This window comes from Alteromonas genovensis (genome assembly GCF_010500895.1).
GTDB classification, from domain to species: domain Bacteria; phylum Pseudomonadota; class Gammaproteobacteria; order Enterobacterales; family Alteromonadaceae; genus Alteromonas; species Alteromonas genovensis.
Genome location: NZ_JAAAWO010000012.1, coordinates 64,867 through 80,681, shown reverse-complemented (window position 1 = coordinate 80,681; position 15,815 = coordinate 64,867). Strand labels below are relative to the sequence as shown.

General features: G+C 44.8%; 13 protein-coding genes. 6 read left to right on the top strand and 7 right to left on the bottom strand.

The genetic code is table 11. From position 1 onward, the window contains the following. Window positions 1–4 precede the first annotated feature (4 nt). Entirely contained in the window at window positions 5–2,977 is a 2,973-nt protein-coding gene (locus tag GTQ48_RS14715) for a sensor domain-containing protein (RefSeq protein ID WP_163107347.1), read from the bottom strand. Between the two features lie 120 nt (window positions 2,978–3,097). Here GTQ48_RS14715 and GTQ48_RS14710 point away from each other — a divergent pair, with 120 nt between their 5' ends. The 4 genes from GTQ48_RS14710 to GTQ48_RS14695 are packed head-to-tail and all read left to right on the top strand — an operon-like array spanning window position 3,098 to window position 7,758. Then, window positions 3,098–4,117 (top strand): serine/threonine dehydratase, encoded by a 1,020-nt coding sequence (locus GTQ48_RS14710; protein ID WP_163107346.1) that lies wholly within the window; start codon window positions 3,098–3,100, stop codon window positions 4,115–4,117. After that, entirely contained in the window at window positions 4,114–5,802 is a 1,689-nt protein-coding gene (locus GTQ48_RS14705; protein ID WP_239060145.1) for an amidohydrolase, read from the top strand. The genes GTQ48_RS14710 and GTQ48_RS14705 overlap by 4 nt, the downstream gene beginning before the upstream one ends. Next, a complete protein-coding gene (locus tag GTQ48_RS14700) occupies window positions 5,795–7,081 on the top strand; it encodes an APC family permease (RefSeq protein ID WP_163107345.1) in 1,287 nt (428 codons plus the stop codon). Before GTQ48_RS14705 ends, GTQ48_RS14700 begins: the two co-directional genes overlap by 8 nt. Window positions 7,082–7,116: 35 nt before the next feature. After that, window positions 7,117–7,758 carry an MBL fold metallo-hydrolase gene (locus GTQ48_RS14695; protein ID WP_163107344.1) on the top strand — a complete coding sequence of 214 codons (642 nt, stop codon included), beginning with the start codon at window positions 7,117–7,119 and terminating at the stop codon, window positions 7,756–7,758. Between the two features lie 112 nt (window positions 7,759–7,870). Here GTQ48_RS14695 and GTQ48_RS14690 read toward each other — a convergent pair whose 3' ends face one another. Then, the gene (locus GTQ48_RS14690) at window positions 7,871–8,386 is read right to left on the bottom strand and encodes a lactoylglutathione lyase family protein (RefSeq protein ID WP_032095540.1); all 516 of its coding nucleotides are present in this window, start codon (window positions 8,384–8,386) and stop codon (window positions 7,871–7,873) included. A 162-nt stretch (window positions 8,387–8,548) separates the two neighbouring features. On the opposite strand from GTQ48_RS14690, the gene GTQ48_RS14685 reads away from it, so the two are divergent. After that, entirely contained in the window at window positions 8,549–9,502 is a 954-nt protein-coding gene (locus GTQ48_RS14685) for a LysR family transcriptional regulator (protein ID WP_163107343.1), read from the top strand. 493 nt (window positions 9,503–9,995) lie between these two features. Then, window positions 9,996–11,261, top strand: a complete 1,266-nt coding sequence (locus GTQ48_RS14680) for a hypothetical protein (RefSeq protein ID WP_163107342.1) — start codon at window positions 9,996–9,998, stop codon at window positions 11,259–11,261. 253 nt (window positions 11,262–11,514) lie between these two features. Here the strand turns inward: GTQ48_RS14680 and GTQ48_RS14675 are convergent, their stop codons facing one another. From GTQ48_RS14675 to GTQ48_RS14655, 5 genes are all read right to left on the bottom strand, one after another. Further along, window positions 11,515–12,639 carry a pyridoxal phosphate-dependent decarboxylase family protein gene (locus tag GTQ48_RS14675; RefSeq protein ID WP_163107341.1) on the bottom strand — a complete coding sequence of 375 codons (1,125 nt, stop codon included), beginning with the start codon at window positions 12,637–12,639 and terminating at the stop codon, window positions 11,515–11,517. 267 nt (window positions 12,640–12,906) lie between these two features. After that, complete coding sequence (locus tag GTQ48_RS14670; protein ID WP_163107340.1) at window positions 12,907–13,767, bottom strand: class II glutamine amidotransferase; 861 nt, start codon at window positions 13,765–13,767, stop codon at window positions 12,907–12,909. A 214-nt stretch (window positions 13,768–13,981) separates the two neighbouring features. Continuing rightward, a complete protein-coding gene (yiaA, locus tag GTQ48_RS14665; protein ID WP_239060144.1) occupies window positions 13,982–14,467 on the bottom strand; it encodes an inner membrane protein YiaA in 486 nt (161 codons plus the stop codon). 10 nt (window positions 14,468–14,477) lie between these two features. Next, complete coding sequence (locus GTQ48_RS14660) at window positions 14,478–15,287, bottom strand: DUF2145 domain-containing protein (protein WP_163107339.1); 810 nt, start codon at window positions 15,285–15,287, stop codon at window positions 14,478–14,480. A gap of 7 nt (window positions 15,288–15,294) precedes the next feature. Continuing rightward, a complete protein-coding gene (locus tag GTQ48_RS14655; RefSeq protein ID WP_163107338.1) occupies window positions 15,295–15,714 on the bottom strand; it encodes a hypothetical protein in 420 nt (139 codons plus the stop codon). Window positions 15,715–15,815: the final 101 nt, after the last annotated feature.

The window sequence follows — 15,815 nt, the reverse complement described above, 5'->3', positions numbered from 1 at the left end:
AGAACTACACAGAGGCAAGCTTCACACGCCATTGAACCCTGTGTGCCAGAGGCTTTGGCTTGTCGAGCGCAAAACCTTGCCCAAAGTCTACATTAAGCTTTTGCAGCACTTGAGCCGTTGCATTGTCTACAACAAACTCGGCGACGGTTTGTTTACCCATGCTGTGAGCAATGTTATTGATGGCAGTTACTGTAGCATGGTCTATTGGATCGTGAACAATATTTCGCACGAAGGAACCATCAATTTTTACGTAGTCTACATCAAGGTTTTTAAGATAGGTAAACGATGACATTCCTGCCCCAAAATCATCTAAGGCAAAGCTACAGCCAATATCTCTGAGTGTGGAAATGAAATGCTTTGCGGCGGCCAAGTTAGTCACGGCTGTAGTTTCCGTTATTTCAAAGCAAACTTTTTCAGCAGGCACCGTGGTTCCCTGCATGCGCTGTACTATTTTTTGTAACGCAATCTCATCACCCAGGGTTATACCCGACAAATTGATGGCGACTTTGCCCACATTATCGAGATGGGCAGGGTTGGCTTCTAGCGTTTTCAATGTGTTATCAACAACCCACAGGTCCACTTTATTCATCAACCCATGGCGCTCGGCAAGGGGAATAAATAACCCCGGGCTAATTAGACCGCTTTCGCTTGCGTTTAACCTCAGCAGGATTTCATAGTGCTGAGGATAATGCGTGCTTACCTCACTAGGTACGGTAAGAGGCATAATGGCTTGGCTATAAAGCTCAAAACCATCGTTTTGTAACGCTTTGTGAAGTGCCTGCAGCACCTTATTTTCGCTGTCGTCGATGGCAAGTTGGGCATCTCCGTCTCGGTAAACAAAATAACGATTACGCCCCAGATGCTTTGCCTTATAGCAGGCATTGTCTGCCGCTTTTATTAATGTCTCTGCACTTTGTGTTTGCGCATTTATTTCGATAACGCCGATACTAGCGCCAACAAAAAATAATTTATCGTCGTACACAAAGCGATAGTTTGAAATGGCAAGTAACAGCTTATCCAACCGTTTTAAAACAGAGTCTAGGCCTTGATCTCTAAAAATAATGCAGAATTCGTCACCACCGATACGAGCCAGTAAATCATCTCCGTTAACATATTGCCTGAACACCGTGGAGACTTCTTTTAACAGCTTATCACCTGCTGGATGACCGCAACTGTCGTTAACTAATTTAAAGCGATCCATATCAATAAAACACATTACACTGCGACGCTGATTCTGACTGTGTGTGTCGCGTATATTGCGCAGCACTGAAGAGGTAGACTCACCCGCTAATTCAGCTGTTTTATTCTCTGCCCTTGTCTCTTTTAGTATATCCCGAAGCTGTGCATTAAAGGCATAGCGGTTGAGCAAGCCTGTTAATTGGTCGTGATTTGCTTGGAAGTGCACCTCTTCGTGCAACGCCAACTCTTTGGTGACGTCACGGGCAATCCCCTCTACGGCGGTCAAATCTCCCTTCTCATTTAAAATGGGTGTATCCGAGAACTCAACGACATAGCTTTTGCCACATTGCCCTTGATAATGCACCAAATAGGCTGCGGGCTTTTGACCTCTTGCTATTGCCTCTCTTATCTCAAAAGTTTCATCCGGCACTTGCTGCACGTAGCGCATCTCGTGTGCGCAAAACTGCTCTGGCTTGTAGCCTAGTATTTTCTCAACACCGGCACTCACGTAAATAAAACTGTGTTCTGCCGTTTTGGTGTATACAAAATGGCGGTGCATGCCGTCGACTAAGCGGCGATAGCGCTCTTCACTATCCTCCAAGTCTTTCTGCGCTTTAAAGCGCTCGGTCACATCGCGAATAGTTAAGGCAATATTATTCCCTGCATTTACCACCTGAATTTTTATCCACTCTGGCACAATCTTATCGCTTTTAATTGCGACGTAGCCCTCATAGGGAGCACCGTTTTTAGCAACATTTGCCGCTTTTTCGAACTCTTCTGGAATACCTAAAAAACGAGACTGCTCGGCTAAACTCATTTTTTTCATGACATCAACCGCACCTCTGAAAAGGTATTCGCTGTATGAGTTTGCTTCCACCAAGGTGTAGTCGTTCTGCGAGGGCTGATAAATAAGCAATGCATCTAGTGACGCTTCGCTGGCGGTAAGGTAGCGCTGCTGACTCACCGAAAGGTGCACAGCGCCTTTTAGCTGCTTATGGAATACGTAACTCACCAACGCAGACATCAGTAAGCCAATGACAATAATCAGCATGCCTGGATTAAATGGGCTAAATTGAGACTGCATGGAAAGGGTGATATCACGGTCTATAAACTTAAAAGGAGGCAGTGAGACGAGTGTCCCATCATCCACCATTTCACCGCTAGCAAATAGCGTACTGTTGCCGGCTTGTAGCTTAAAGTTAAACTGCGGGCCAACGAGTTCACCAAGCATGACACCTAAAATTGTTTGTACGTCGAAGCCTGCAACAATATAACCATGCTCAGGCTCTTGAGGGCTGATTGCTCGTCCTAACAGAATGTGATGATGTTGCGTGGAGGGAGAATAGAGTATCGCACTATCAAGTGACTCTGATAGCGTTGGAATAGCAAGTCCAAGTGCAGCCATAGGCTCGCCAATAAGGCTATTGTCAATACGAGTTTTAGTACCTGCTTCAGGGGTAGCGACCCACTGAATTGTGCCGGTTTTGTCGATATACGCCAGAGAACTATAGCCTCGCTGCATTCCCATTAACGATAATGATTGAGTATTGAACCAGTCAACTGGATTTGGCTCAAAGGTTGGCCAATTTTGCATCAGGTTATAAATTGCTTTTACGCGTTCAGTGGAAAATACTTCTAAGCTGATTTTTACTTGCTCGGCCACCGACTGCGCTTTTGATGCCCTTGCGCTTTGTTCATCCTTTTGAATATAAATACCGGTGGACACGAACAATATAGAAAGTAATAAGAACAACACCGTGGGTAATGCATAAACACGATGGTTTATTCTATCGAACATGACTAAATCTCCGGAAACACAGCCTTTAAGCTTAATAAAGATTTATGAAGCAAATATGAATTGTCTTCGGTAGTATTCAATTCAGTGATTTAACTTTTTTATTATTAATGAGTGGTAGTTATGGGCAAAACGCCAGACTTTGACAGTGTTAAAAAAGCAAGCGCGCGTATCAATGAAGTATTAAAACGCACGCCTATTGTTGAGTCGACACTGTTAAACTCGTGGATGGGTCATAGAATTCTTTTTAAAGCTGAGTGCTTACAAACCATCGGCGCTTTCAAAATTCGTGGCGCAATGAACTTTCTAGCCAAATTAAAGGAAGAAGGTAGACTGCCTTCAAAGGTTGTAGCCAACAGCTCTGGAAATCACGCACAGGCGGTAGCCTATGCAGCTGCTCACTTTGGTATAAAAGCCACTATTTTTGCCAGTGAAAATATATCCCCAATAAAAGCTGCGGCTACAAAGAGCTACGGCGCAGAATTAAAGCTGTTTGCTACTCGCCCTGAGGCGGACATTGCAGTTAAAGAAGCGGCTGAGGGCGCTGATACCGTATGGATACCGCCTTTTAATCATGAAGATATTATTGCCGGACAAGGCACTGCAGCCTTAGAGGCACTTGAAGACGAAGGAGACGTGGACGCAGTCTTTGCGCCCTGTGGTGGTGGCGGCCTCTTAGCGGGTACGCTACTAGCGACACGAGCATTGCAACCCAACGCATTGGTGATTGGCGCAGAGCCCGCCGAAGCGAATGACGCTTCCCTGTCGCTACAAGCTGGCGAAATTGTGGCCCTTGAGCACACGCCAGTTACCTTAGCAGACGGTGCAGCCACCCCCAGCGTTGGTGATGTAACGTTTGAGTTACTACAACAACTCGATGATTTTTATGAAGTTGACGAGCTGCAGATTGCATATTGGACCCAATGGCTACACCATCTATTGAAGTTGCATATAGAACCCACCTGCGCAATGACTATGGCGGCAGTGGCTTCGTGGGCTGCCAATACCCCTCCGGGCAAAACGGCGTTAGTTATGCTCTCTGGTGGTAATATCAGTCAGGCGTCAATGGCGGCAATTTGGGAACAAGACTTTTTACTTCAACCCCCTATTATAGATTTCGACGACGGAACAGAAGAATTATGAAAACAAAACCAATGAAAAAGCTAATAACCGGCCTCACGCTTGCGGCATCCTGTATTGCATTTAACTCTGTTGTTTCTATTAATTATGTAAACGCAGCAACACTGGTTAAAAACGTAAAAGGCTACACGCTAAACGACAGTGGCACACTTGTTCAGTTCAGTAATATGGTAATGGATGAGGGCAAAGTACTCGCCCTTGATGCCAAGGCAGAAAACTTTGACATTAGCACAACTATCGATGGCGAAGGAAAAGTCATGCTTCCTGGGCTTATCGATGCTCATGGCCATCTGTTAGGGTTGGGCGCCAACCTGTTGGAAGTGAACCTACGAGAAAGTACGAGTGCAAGCAATGCGGCAAAGATGGTGTCAGATTATGCGTTCGCAAATAAAACGCAGAGCTGGATTACTGGTCGCGGCTGGAACCAAGAATTGTGGAGCGACCGTGCTTTTCCAAGCGCAGGCGACCTAGACAAAGTAGTGTCTGACCGTCCGGTAGTGCTGACGCGTGTTGATGGACACGCTGCGTGGGTCAATACCAAAGCGATGGAAATTGCCGGCATTACCAAAGACACCAAATCTCCCGTTGGTGGCGAAATAATTAAAGATGCCAACGGCAATCCTACTGGCGTATTTATTGATAACGCATCAATGCTTATTGAAAAACACTTACCTTCGGCAAGTAACGCTATTTATCAGCAGCAGTTAGATGCAGCTGGCGAGCACTTGTTAGCCAATGGAATAACGTCAATGCACGACGCTGGCATTAGCCGCGATGTGTATGATTTCTATTTAAAAGAGTCGGTAGAAAGTGACTTACCCATTCGTATTTATGCCATGGTGAGTGCTACCGACCCTGAGTTATCCACCATGCTGGGTAACGGCACTATTCGCGATAACGACGACTTTTTGTATATACGCTCTGTAAAAGCCTATGGCGATGGCGCACTCGGCAGTCGTGGCGCGGCGTTGTTAGAGCCGTATTCAGATGCACCTCATCAACACGGCTTATTACTGACTCAGCCAGAAGATATGAGTGAGCTATTCACTACCGTGATAGGTGCAGGGTTTCAGCTGAACTACCACGCTATTGGCGACAAAGCGAATCACGTAGCGCTCAATGAATTTGAAAGTACATTTGACCGCATTGGCGGAAGCGAACTGCGCAACCGCATTGAGCATGCACAGGTTATTGCACCTGATGATCTAGCACGCTTCTCTGGCTTGAAGGTGCTTCCATCCATGCAGCCTACCCATGCCACCAGCGATAAAAATATGGCGGAAGATCGCATCGGTAAAGATCGAATGAAAGGCGCCTACGCATGGAAAACGCTGCTAGATTCAGGTATTGCACTGCCACTTGGCTCCGACTTTCCGGTGGAATTAGCCAACCCGTTTTATGGCCTACACGCTGCAGTGACCCGTCAAGATAGAGACAACCAGCCGGTTAAAGGGTGGTATGCCCACGAAGCTTTGTCTGTTGAGCAAGCCTTCAAGGGCTTTACTCTTGATGCCGCCTATGCGGGACATATGGAAGATACATTGGGGACACTTACTCCAGGTAAATGGGCTGATTTTATTTTAGTCGACCAAGACATCTTCAGTATTGAGCCTCAGCACATTTGGAAAACAAAGGTACTCTCGACCTATGTTGCCGGTGAACATGTTTTTAGCCTAAACAATGACTAGAAACAGCCTGCTCACTAAGGGTATTGGCGGCATTGGTGCCGCCTTACTTGTGCTAAACGGCCTTATCGGCGCAGGTATTTTTGCCTTGCCTGCCAAAATGGCTGCAGAGTTAGGTGCGTTTAGCCCTTATATATTTCTTATTTTTGGCGCCCTTATGCTCACCATTGTGTGGTGTTTTGGGCAGCTTGCTGTTTTTTATCAAGAAACTGGCGGCCCTGTCATTTACGCCCGTAAAGGGTTCGGTAATGCAGCAGCCTTTCAAACCGGGTTTGTGTATTACCTTGCCAGAGCCACTGCGATAGCGGCGAATATGCACGTTCTGCTGCTGTACGCCGGCTATTTGTGGCCAGAAATCAACTCAGGAATGGGAAAATCTCTGGCAATAATAGCGCTCACTAGCCTATTGATATTTGTCAATATAGTGGGGCTAAAAGCTGCAATGCGCTCCCTCGACACTATCTCTGTTTTGAAGCTATTGCCTTTTGTAGCGCTTATTGGCGTAGGATATTGGCAGCTTGATTTCTCTACTGCTTCGCCCGTTGTCACCCCAACATTAGATACCATTTCTGCAGGCGCTCTCATTACGCTGTACGCATTCATTGGTTTTGAAACGGTTGTGGTTACCAGCGGCGAAACTAACTCTCCAAAGAAAACCATTCCAAAAGCATTAATGCTGACGGTGTCAGGCATAGCGTTATTTTATTTCTGCGTTCAGTGGCTTTATTGGCATACCCTTGGCGCTGCAACACCCGATAGCGCCCCATTAATCGCCCTTGCTAATATTATTTTTGGTGAAACTGGTGCGCTGATAATGACATTAGCCGCCGTTGTATCTGTAGCTGGAAACCTACTTGCCAACATGATTTCAACATCACGTCTTACGTACTCCATGGCACGTCAGTCTCTTATCCCAAACAAATTGGGTAAGCACTGGCTTGGCAAAGTGCATAGCGAGTTTGCCACTCCGTATATTTCGGTTTTAGTATTGGGTGTTTTTGCAGGCGTTATGGCGCTAAGCGGCAGTTTTGTGTGGCTTGCAATTTCAAGTGTATTAGCAAGGCTTGTAGTTTACGCGGTGTGCGTTGTGGTGCTCATGAAAGCGCAACATCAGCTTACCTACACACCCAACATCGTCAAACGTGCAGTACCCTTTATAGCACTTGCTGTGTGTATTTGGTCTATCAGTCAGTCGGCAACCAATGCCTGGTTATTCTTAGTTGGCGAGCTGGTGATAGGCGCAGCACTTTACTGGCTGTTCACGAAAAACGCGAAAGACTAAAAGCGTTAATTTGCAAAGAAGATAAGAGAAGTATTGTGGAAATTGTTGTTATACCCGTTACTCCATTCGCTCAAAATTGCTCCCTAATTTGGGACCCAGACTCTATGAAGGGCGCCTTTGTCGACCCCGGTGGCAACGTAGATAAATTGATCAAAGCAGCAAACGATAACCACGTTGATATTGATAAAATAATACTTACCCATGGTCACCTCGACCATGTTGGCGGCACCGTAGAAATAGCGTCACATTTTAATGTGCCCATTATTGGTCCACATAAAGGTGATAAGTTTTGGTTAGATGCCCTCATGCAGCAAAGTCAGATGTTTGGCTTTCCACCTGCTTCGCCCTTTGAGCCTAACCAGTGGCTTAACGATAATGACACCATTGCTATTGGCGGTTTAACGTTAAATGTACTGCATTGCCCTGGGCATACTCCCGGACACGTAGCGCTGGTTGAACGCACTAGCAATAAAGTGATTGTTGGAGATATTATTTTTGCAGGGTCGATTGGACGTACTGACTTCCCGCAAGGTGATCAGCAGCAGCTGATAAGCTCAATAAAGCAAAAGATCCTCACGCTTCCCGATTTGATGACCATTTATCCAGGGCATGGGCCTACCACCACCATCGCCACAGAGAGGGCAACCAACCCCTATGTGTCTGGGCCTTATGGTTGATTGCAGTAGCGTTAATTGCAACAGACGCCGCGCTTGTTTCCGCCATCTAACATTATGTGTATTTAAAGCAGAAGCGGCGGCGTCAGTTTCAGCCTAGATAATGAATTAACGCTTACTCGTAAGCGCCGCTAGCATAATGAAGTTCATAGCTGTGGCTGTAAATTTCAAGAATGTTCCCAAACGGGTCTTCCATGTAAATCATGCGGTAAGGCTTTTCACCAGGGTAGTAATAACGCGGCGCTTTCATGCGCTTTTTACCACCAGCGGCTACAATTTTGTCTGCAAGGCCTTCAACATCTGGGTCTTGAACACAGAAGTGAAAGATGCCCGTTTTCCAGTATTCAAAGTTGTCTTCTGGGTTTTGCTGATCTTTAAATTCGAATATTTCCACCCCTACTCTGTCTCCAGTAGATAAGTGAGCTATGCGAAATTTTTCCCAGCCAGCACCGAAAACATCGGTGCACATCTCACCAATTGCAGAATCATCTTCAAGAATTTCTGTTGGCTTCATGATCAAGTACCAACCTAGTACTTCGGTGTAAAACTTTACGGCCGCGTCTAAATCGGGAACCGATAACCCAATATGAGAAAACGTACGTGGATACGGTGTTTTTACTGCTTCAGTCATCACTTACTCCTCTTAACGCATGCTTGCGTTAAACAAATAGTAGAAGGAAACCCAAGCCACTCAATAGAATGCCTGTGAGTCAACGTGAAGCGATGATAGCTAGACAAAGGTAAAACTTGAAATTATCATTAATTCTCAATTTGATAATTTAAAATTATAACCATGATTAATCCTATTTGGTTAGACACCTTTATCACACTGGCAGAAACTGGCCATTTTACCCGCACTGCTGAACAGCGCTTTATGACACAGCCCGGCGTAAGCCAGCACCTAAAAAAGCTTGAAGAAACGTGTGGCTTTGAATTAGTTATTCGCCTAGGTAAAGGCATTCAGCTTACCGAGCAGGGACGACGAGTGTTCGAATATGCCAAAGCTCAACAGCAGCAAGAGCAACACTTTATTGCCAGTTTAAAGTTTGATGAGCCTTACGAGGGTAAATGTATCGTCGCTTGCTCAGGTGCCATTGCACAGCGTATCTACCCTGCTCTTGTCGCATTGCAGACGCAGCACACAGCGCTTAACATCCATCTTGAAGTTGCGCCTAGAAGAACCATTCTTTCCGGTATCACTAACGGGACGTTTGAACTTGGCATAGTGACTAATATGCCCAACACAGAAGATGTATCCTGCACCTATCTAGGTGAAGAGCCGTTAGGGCTTATTTTGCCAAGCTCATACCTGACCAAAAATGGACAGCGCCACGGAAAGCGCAATAATAAACACAGCGCAAACAATATCGTCGACACGCTCAATACACTAGGGCTTATTAATCATCCTGACGCCGTGCATTACTTGCAGCGCTACATTAAAGATAGCGGCGAGGCAGACTTAGCACTTATTAACCCGAATAAACTTAAGCACTCAGGTTATGTAAACCAACTCTCTCAAATTTTAATTCCGGTGAGTAAAGGGCTTGGTTTTACCGTGTTACCAAGCAGCACGCTTGAGTTTGTCGACGTGGCAAATCAGCTTACGGTGTACACACCTAAAAATGATGTAACCGAACCTCTTTACTGCGTTCAGGCAGCACACGCTGCGCTGCCCGCTCGCTACAATATAGTAAAGAATGTAGTAAAGGATGTGATTAATAAGAGTGTCTGTAACTCTTCGCCATGAGATCTATCTGATAAGGCTTTTTCAAAAGGCGATTGTGAAAAGTTCTCTAGCGAGGGCGGAGCAATGTTTCGCGTAGAGCGTTGGTATTTACAAAGCCACTGGAAAAATAGCGTTAGTTGGATTGGTGTAGTGGTAGTAGCTCATATCTAATCTCACACACTCGAGCGAAAGTTTCGACTTGGCCCGGCAGGCAGCTTTGGACAAACACCGGACGGTCGAGCGTTAATTCTTGAGAGACGCTGACGGGCAGTAAACGGTCGCTAGCTTTCATCTTCATGCTTCTGTTGGTTTCTTTTCACCTCTATATGTACAAACTTGCTATAGATTCACTTTTTGATAGGCATGTTTCATAACATGTTAAGTTGACGGTAGCTTTAAACACCCAAATTTAGTAGACCGAATGATGAGCTTTCTTTGCGACAATGTCATTGATAATCCGAACATATTTTATTAGTCTGAAGGTTCAAGAAGAGTAAAATAAATAAGGACTTTTGTGAACTGGCACCATATCCTCATTGCCGTGGCAGTGACTTTAATACCACTGAATTCTCAAGCATCCGAAGTCACATCTAATGAGCAAGAGTATCAAAAAGAGTTTTTGAGAAAAGCTACAGAAATTGGAAAAGAGTTAGACAACAAAGAAAGCACACTACTGCAAAAACTTGTTAAGTCTGAAGCATTATTTGATGTATATGATGAGGATCCCGTCGCGACAGATATTATTGCTCAGTATTCATCAACATATTTCTCGTTTGCTGGTGAGCATAGAAGAGCGTTAGCTATTGCAGATATTGGCCAATCCATAAAAAAAGATGATAAGCCAGCCTTAGACCTAAGTGTATTTAATGCAACGCCTGCGGTAGAGGCTATTCTAGATGTTGCTAGAACTCAAACTGTTGTAATGGTAAATGAAGCTCATCATATCGCTCAACATCGTGCTTTGACCTATGACCTACTTGAAGGTCTGTGGGATAGCGGTTTCCGATATTTTGCTCTAGAAGCTTTAAGTAGTAGTGAAGCTTTACCCTTTGACGGCCCTCTCAAACGCAATTCTGGCTACTACACCCAAGAACCCTTGTTTGCCTATATGATCAGTCACGCACTTGAGCTAGGCTACAAATTAATCCCTTATGATTCAGGTGGTGATACACAAACAAGAGAGAAAGAAGCGGCCGCCAATTTAAAACGCGACATTTTCGATAAAGATCCCAGCGCAAAAATATTGATTCACGTAGGATATTCACATATCGATGAGTCTGGGTGGTTGGCAAAAAATTTAAAAGATGCAATAGGAGTTGATCCTCTTACAATTGATCAAGTTAAATTCTCTGAAAAAAGCAAGCCTGTTTTTGAGCATCAAAACTACGAAAAAGTACTCGCACATTTTCAAAACAAAGAGCCCATAGTGCTGTTCGATAACCAAAATGAGTTTTATTCATCTGAACCAAATAAGTGGGATGTATCGGTGTTTTCTCCGAGAACAAATTACTTCTCAAACAAGCCCAATTGGATGCTAAAAGAACGAGAGGCAATCAAACTAGAGCCCTCACTTTGTGAAGGTAGTTACCCGTGTTTGGTAGAGGTCTTTAGCCATGAATATGCGCAGGAAGAAGACCTTTTAGAATTTATTCCATATGATAAAACGGTAATCAATAGTGAACTAGATAAGAAGGTCATTCTCGTTGGTTCCGAAAAGACTTTGATAGTTGTCACGGACGAAAATAGAACGATACTAAGTCAGCGAGTTGTTGAACAATAAGGCTCTCATTCAAATAAGTCGAAGCTTGTTATCGCCCATTTCTACAGTAAACTCATGAACGATTTCATCATCGTCATGGATCCTTTTTAGGGGGCCCGTTGAGAGAATGATAACCAAATTCTTTTGGCTGTAAAAGGCTGCTTTTGAACATACCATGCCTCTTATCTGTCGCTTTCATTTAGTTCGCCAAGGTCCGCAATAGTACGCTTCAGCCCTACAGAGTCAATGGTTCAAAAAGACGAGGAGCAGATGCTTAAAGCCGTGACACTATTGTTTTTATCCGATTCAAAATCTTTTTTGCGTCCGCGTGCGGATTGGCTGCAACGTTCCTCATCCATGGTTGGCCTTCAATCATAACCTTTGAGGAAACGCCCTTTAGGTCTTGAACTAATTGTTCTGTAACACCAAACACAGGCCTCCAATTGAAAACACCAGTTTGAGGCATACAGCACAGCTCAGTCGTTTCAAATTCATCAAGGCCAATAGCAACCTGTTCGGCCACTTTTATGCATTGATGTAATTTTTGATCTAGGCCAGCTTGCCCCATAGCCAAAAAAGTTGCCAATAAAGTTATACCAGCAGCGCCGCGTGACCCTTGTACTCCCACATTTGGAGTAGCCAAGTAGCTGCCAGAAAAGCTTACAGAACGCTCAGACTCCGCCGCTTTAAAAAGACAAATGGCAGAGTCCTTAGGTTGAAAAAGCCACTTATGTGCTGAGATAGCGACACTATCGGCAGACTCTATACCATCTAGCAAAGCCCGATATCTTGAGAGCCTGAGCGGACCTGCCCAAGCAGCATCAACATGTACCCACTTCGATGCTTCTAAATGCCATCCTGATAATGGATCTATCGCACCTCGACCTGTTGTGCCCGCCGTCAAAACAAGAGCTGCGTTCGAGAGGTCTGGTAGAGCTTGTACATCCATTTTCCCATTTTTGTCAGTTGCGACTTTCTTACAAGGCAGACCTAAGATATGGGCTGACTTCGCAACAGAGAGGTGGGCATCTGCTGAACATACTATCGACTTCGCCCCATGCTCACGAGCAGCCCAGAGTGCAGTAAGGTTTGCGATTGTAGAGCCGGCACACATATGGCCATTGCGCATTTGAAAAGCATCAGCAATCCAATCAATCACTATACTTTCTGCTTCTGTCGCAAATGGGCTCAAATCCGGATGGAGCAAATTTTGATTGTATTGCGCGTTCAAACGGGTTGTTTCAATCGCTACTTTCGGTGGTGGAGGGTCCATATGTGCAAAGGAAACCGCCGAACCTAAATTAGCTGATTTGTCTCTAACTATTCTAGAAATCAACTCAAAAGCGACTTCATCGCCTAGGCCATTCTCTGGGAAATTTTTTGGAAGTGTGTAGTTCATAAAATTCGGAGAAATGGTTAGGGATATCAAGAGATAAACCTACTTCAATCTTTTGCGCAATGCACGCTGTTTCTCAATAAGCGGTATGCTTGAGATAAAAAGGGTTTAATTACAGTTATCATTCTCGCCCACATATCTGAAGGTTCGTTATACGTACGCTAGAGACTGTCAAATCTGATCTTGTTCTGTTGTTAAAAGTGTCAGCTCAAGTGGTGACCAATCCAACTAACGCTGTTAACACCAAGCGACTAACGCCACTACTACACGTTAGCCTTGGTTCTCATCCGTTGACGGTTTTCTTTCAATATCCGGGTCGGGAGATACCATTTTAGATTCTGTTTTATGTTCGGGCACATCTACTTTGCCTGCAGCAATCACTTCTCCGTCTTGCCACAGTTTCCATTCCCCTCGCTCGTAAACATCCCACTGCTCATCATTGGTTAGGGGCTCTGTAGCAATAATACTCACTACGTCTTTCGGTGTGGTCTCAGCTGCAAAATCTATGGCTACTTCCACATCCTTTAAACACGCTGGCCCAAACGGTGCTCTTCGGGTAATACTGGCAAGCTTGGTACTGCAAAACGTAAACAACCAGTCGCCATTACCCAATAGACAATTAAAGACACCTTGCTTGGCATAGGCTTGAGATAATGAAACAAGAGACTCGACCAATTCCAGGGGCGATGTGTCTCGCGGCAAATGTTGTCGTACGTGGTTCATAATGTCGCAAAACATTGCTTCGCTGTCGGTATCGCCCACAGGCTCATACATGCCTTTTGCAGCAGAAAAGCTGGGTATTTGGCCGTTGTGCGCAAATACCCAATATTCACCCCAGAGCTCACGGGCAAAGGGATGAGTATTCGCCAACGTGATGTTACCCACATTCGCCTGTCGAATATGGCAGATGGCGGTTTTACTTTTGATGGGTAATGTAGAAACAAAATCTGCAATGGGTGATGTAGCGCTAGGCTCGGGGTCATGAAACATCCTGACGCCTTTACCTTCGTAAAATGCCACTCCCCACCCATCTTTATGTGGGCCAGTCTCACCGCCACGGCGGGTAAGCCCGGTGAAGCTGAAACATAAATCTGTTGGTGTATTGGCACTCATGCCTAAAAGTTCACACACAGCGTTTATTACCTATTGCAGTAATTTAATTAAGTACGTTGAGAATACGCAAGCTATCGAGTTGAATCAATTCGACATTAGGTAGGTGTATCACTTTTTGTTGCAGGTATAAGCGTTGTTTTGGACGATGTAACGGGGCTAGGAAATTTAACGGGGTCAGAGCCAGTTATTTTTATATTCAATAACATAAGACACTCTCTGACCCCACTTATTTTTATACGGTTTTTGGTGAGTTTTCAGCCTCCAAAACGCTGTACTCTTGTTCATTATCGGCCTTGCGAGGCTCGATGCCTGCGTTGCGTGATTCGCCGATAACATGGCTATCCCGTACGTTTTTCTGCACCGTGATAGCGGCAAAAAGGCTTAGGGTGAAGGCCATGCCGAAAAAACCTTTTTCACTCAATAGGAGTTCAGCATTTAATAGACCTATTACTAATAATACGATGGCTGATACGGTGGCCACAGCTGATGCTAAAAAGTACGCTTTGGTAGTCGGCACGCCTTCCATTTTATCACGTACCGTCTTTTGCAAACTCACCACTGAAAATAAGCCAAACAACATGATTGTGAAATAGTATCCTTTTTCGTTCAGGGCCATAGGCGCGTTATATAAACCGATGAAATACGCGCCTACTCCTACAACGAGTGCTGCTAGTGACGCAATACGAAAAGCTTTAGTGGGTTTATTAAGATTTTGCATAGTAAAACTCCTAAATATTCTTTATTTGACCCGTATGGGTAAACGTAACTGCCTTGTTCGTTAAATCGTACTTTTGCATGTAGCGGGCGAGGCTAACAAAGGTGGTGGTTTCTACTTTACGGCCATGATCTGACAGCGTTACACCATCGCTAAACAGACTTGCCACACCAAGTTTAGCCCGGCTCATGTTTACTTTCTGCGGCGTAAAATGCGCTTTCGCATTTACCTTAAGCTGCGCAATATCAGTTGTTGAGTACATTGCCGCGTTTAATACATCAAGGGTGTACTCAGTGCAGTTTTGACGTTCGCTATTAAACGGATTTGCCACCACCGAATATCGAGAGTTGTGAAGTAACTTAGCGTTGTCATCGCGGTATAGGTTTATCAAAGCCTGCTGCACTTCTGCTGACGGAATAATAATTCCCGCTTCCAGCGCATAAGCACTCCAGAAAAAATCTACTGGATAGTCAGTAATTAAGTGACTTTTGCCCTGATCTTCAGCGTCTTGATACAAATTATGTATGGCATAGCCTTTGGCCGTATTGCCATCGCTCAGCTGAATACTCGAGTAAATAGCAATTGCGGTGTGGGTAAAATGAATACCTTTTGGCATATCTTCTATAGGTCTGCCACGCCTTGCGATAACAAACGCCCGAGCGCCTTCACTTGCCGCATACTTTTCCACATCTTTTGAAAAAGTCGCAATCGCTTCTGGCGTAAAGCTAGGCTTACCGTGTTGCTGGCTTCCCGCGTGTACGTTTGGAATGCTAGACATTAAGAGTACAAAGACAAACCCGATTGAAGTTAAGAAGATTTTCATACCTAACCTACCGCTTAGTATTAGTGGTAGTGGTAGTTACTTTAGTTTTAGTGGTAACCACTTGGTTTGGGGCGGGGTCGGCAGTAATAATTGTCTCGGTAATAACCAAAGGCTGGTTATGAGCAACAGAAGATTGATGGCTAGCCCGATGAAGGTTTGCTCGATGAAGGCTATGAGCACTTTCATCCACCACGCTTTCTGTCAAAGCGCTTCCCGCCATAACGACACTCCCAGTCAGTACCACAGGTACTGCCACTACCGCACTGGCTACTGAGGCCGTTGTCGCTAAACCTTCAGATGCGGCTAGCGCACTGTGCTTACTGGCTTTACCACTATGGTTAATAGAATCATCTGCAAATACAGAATGGGTAAGAAGCGCACTACTTAGTAATGCAGTTAATATCAATGTTGAACGTGTATTTTTCATATCACTTGCTCCTAGTGTGTTAAGACAAGGTTTGCCTGAACACGTTCTACACTAGAGGCAAGAATAAATTTCGTAAACCAAAATCATTAATGTAGTATTAA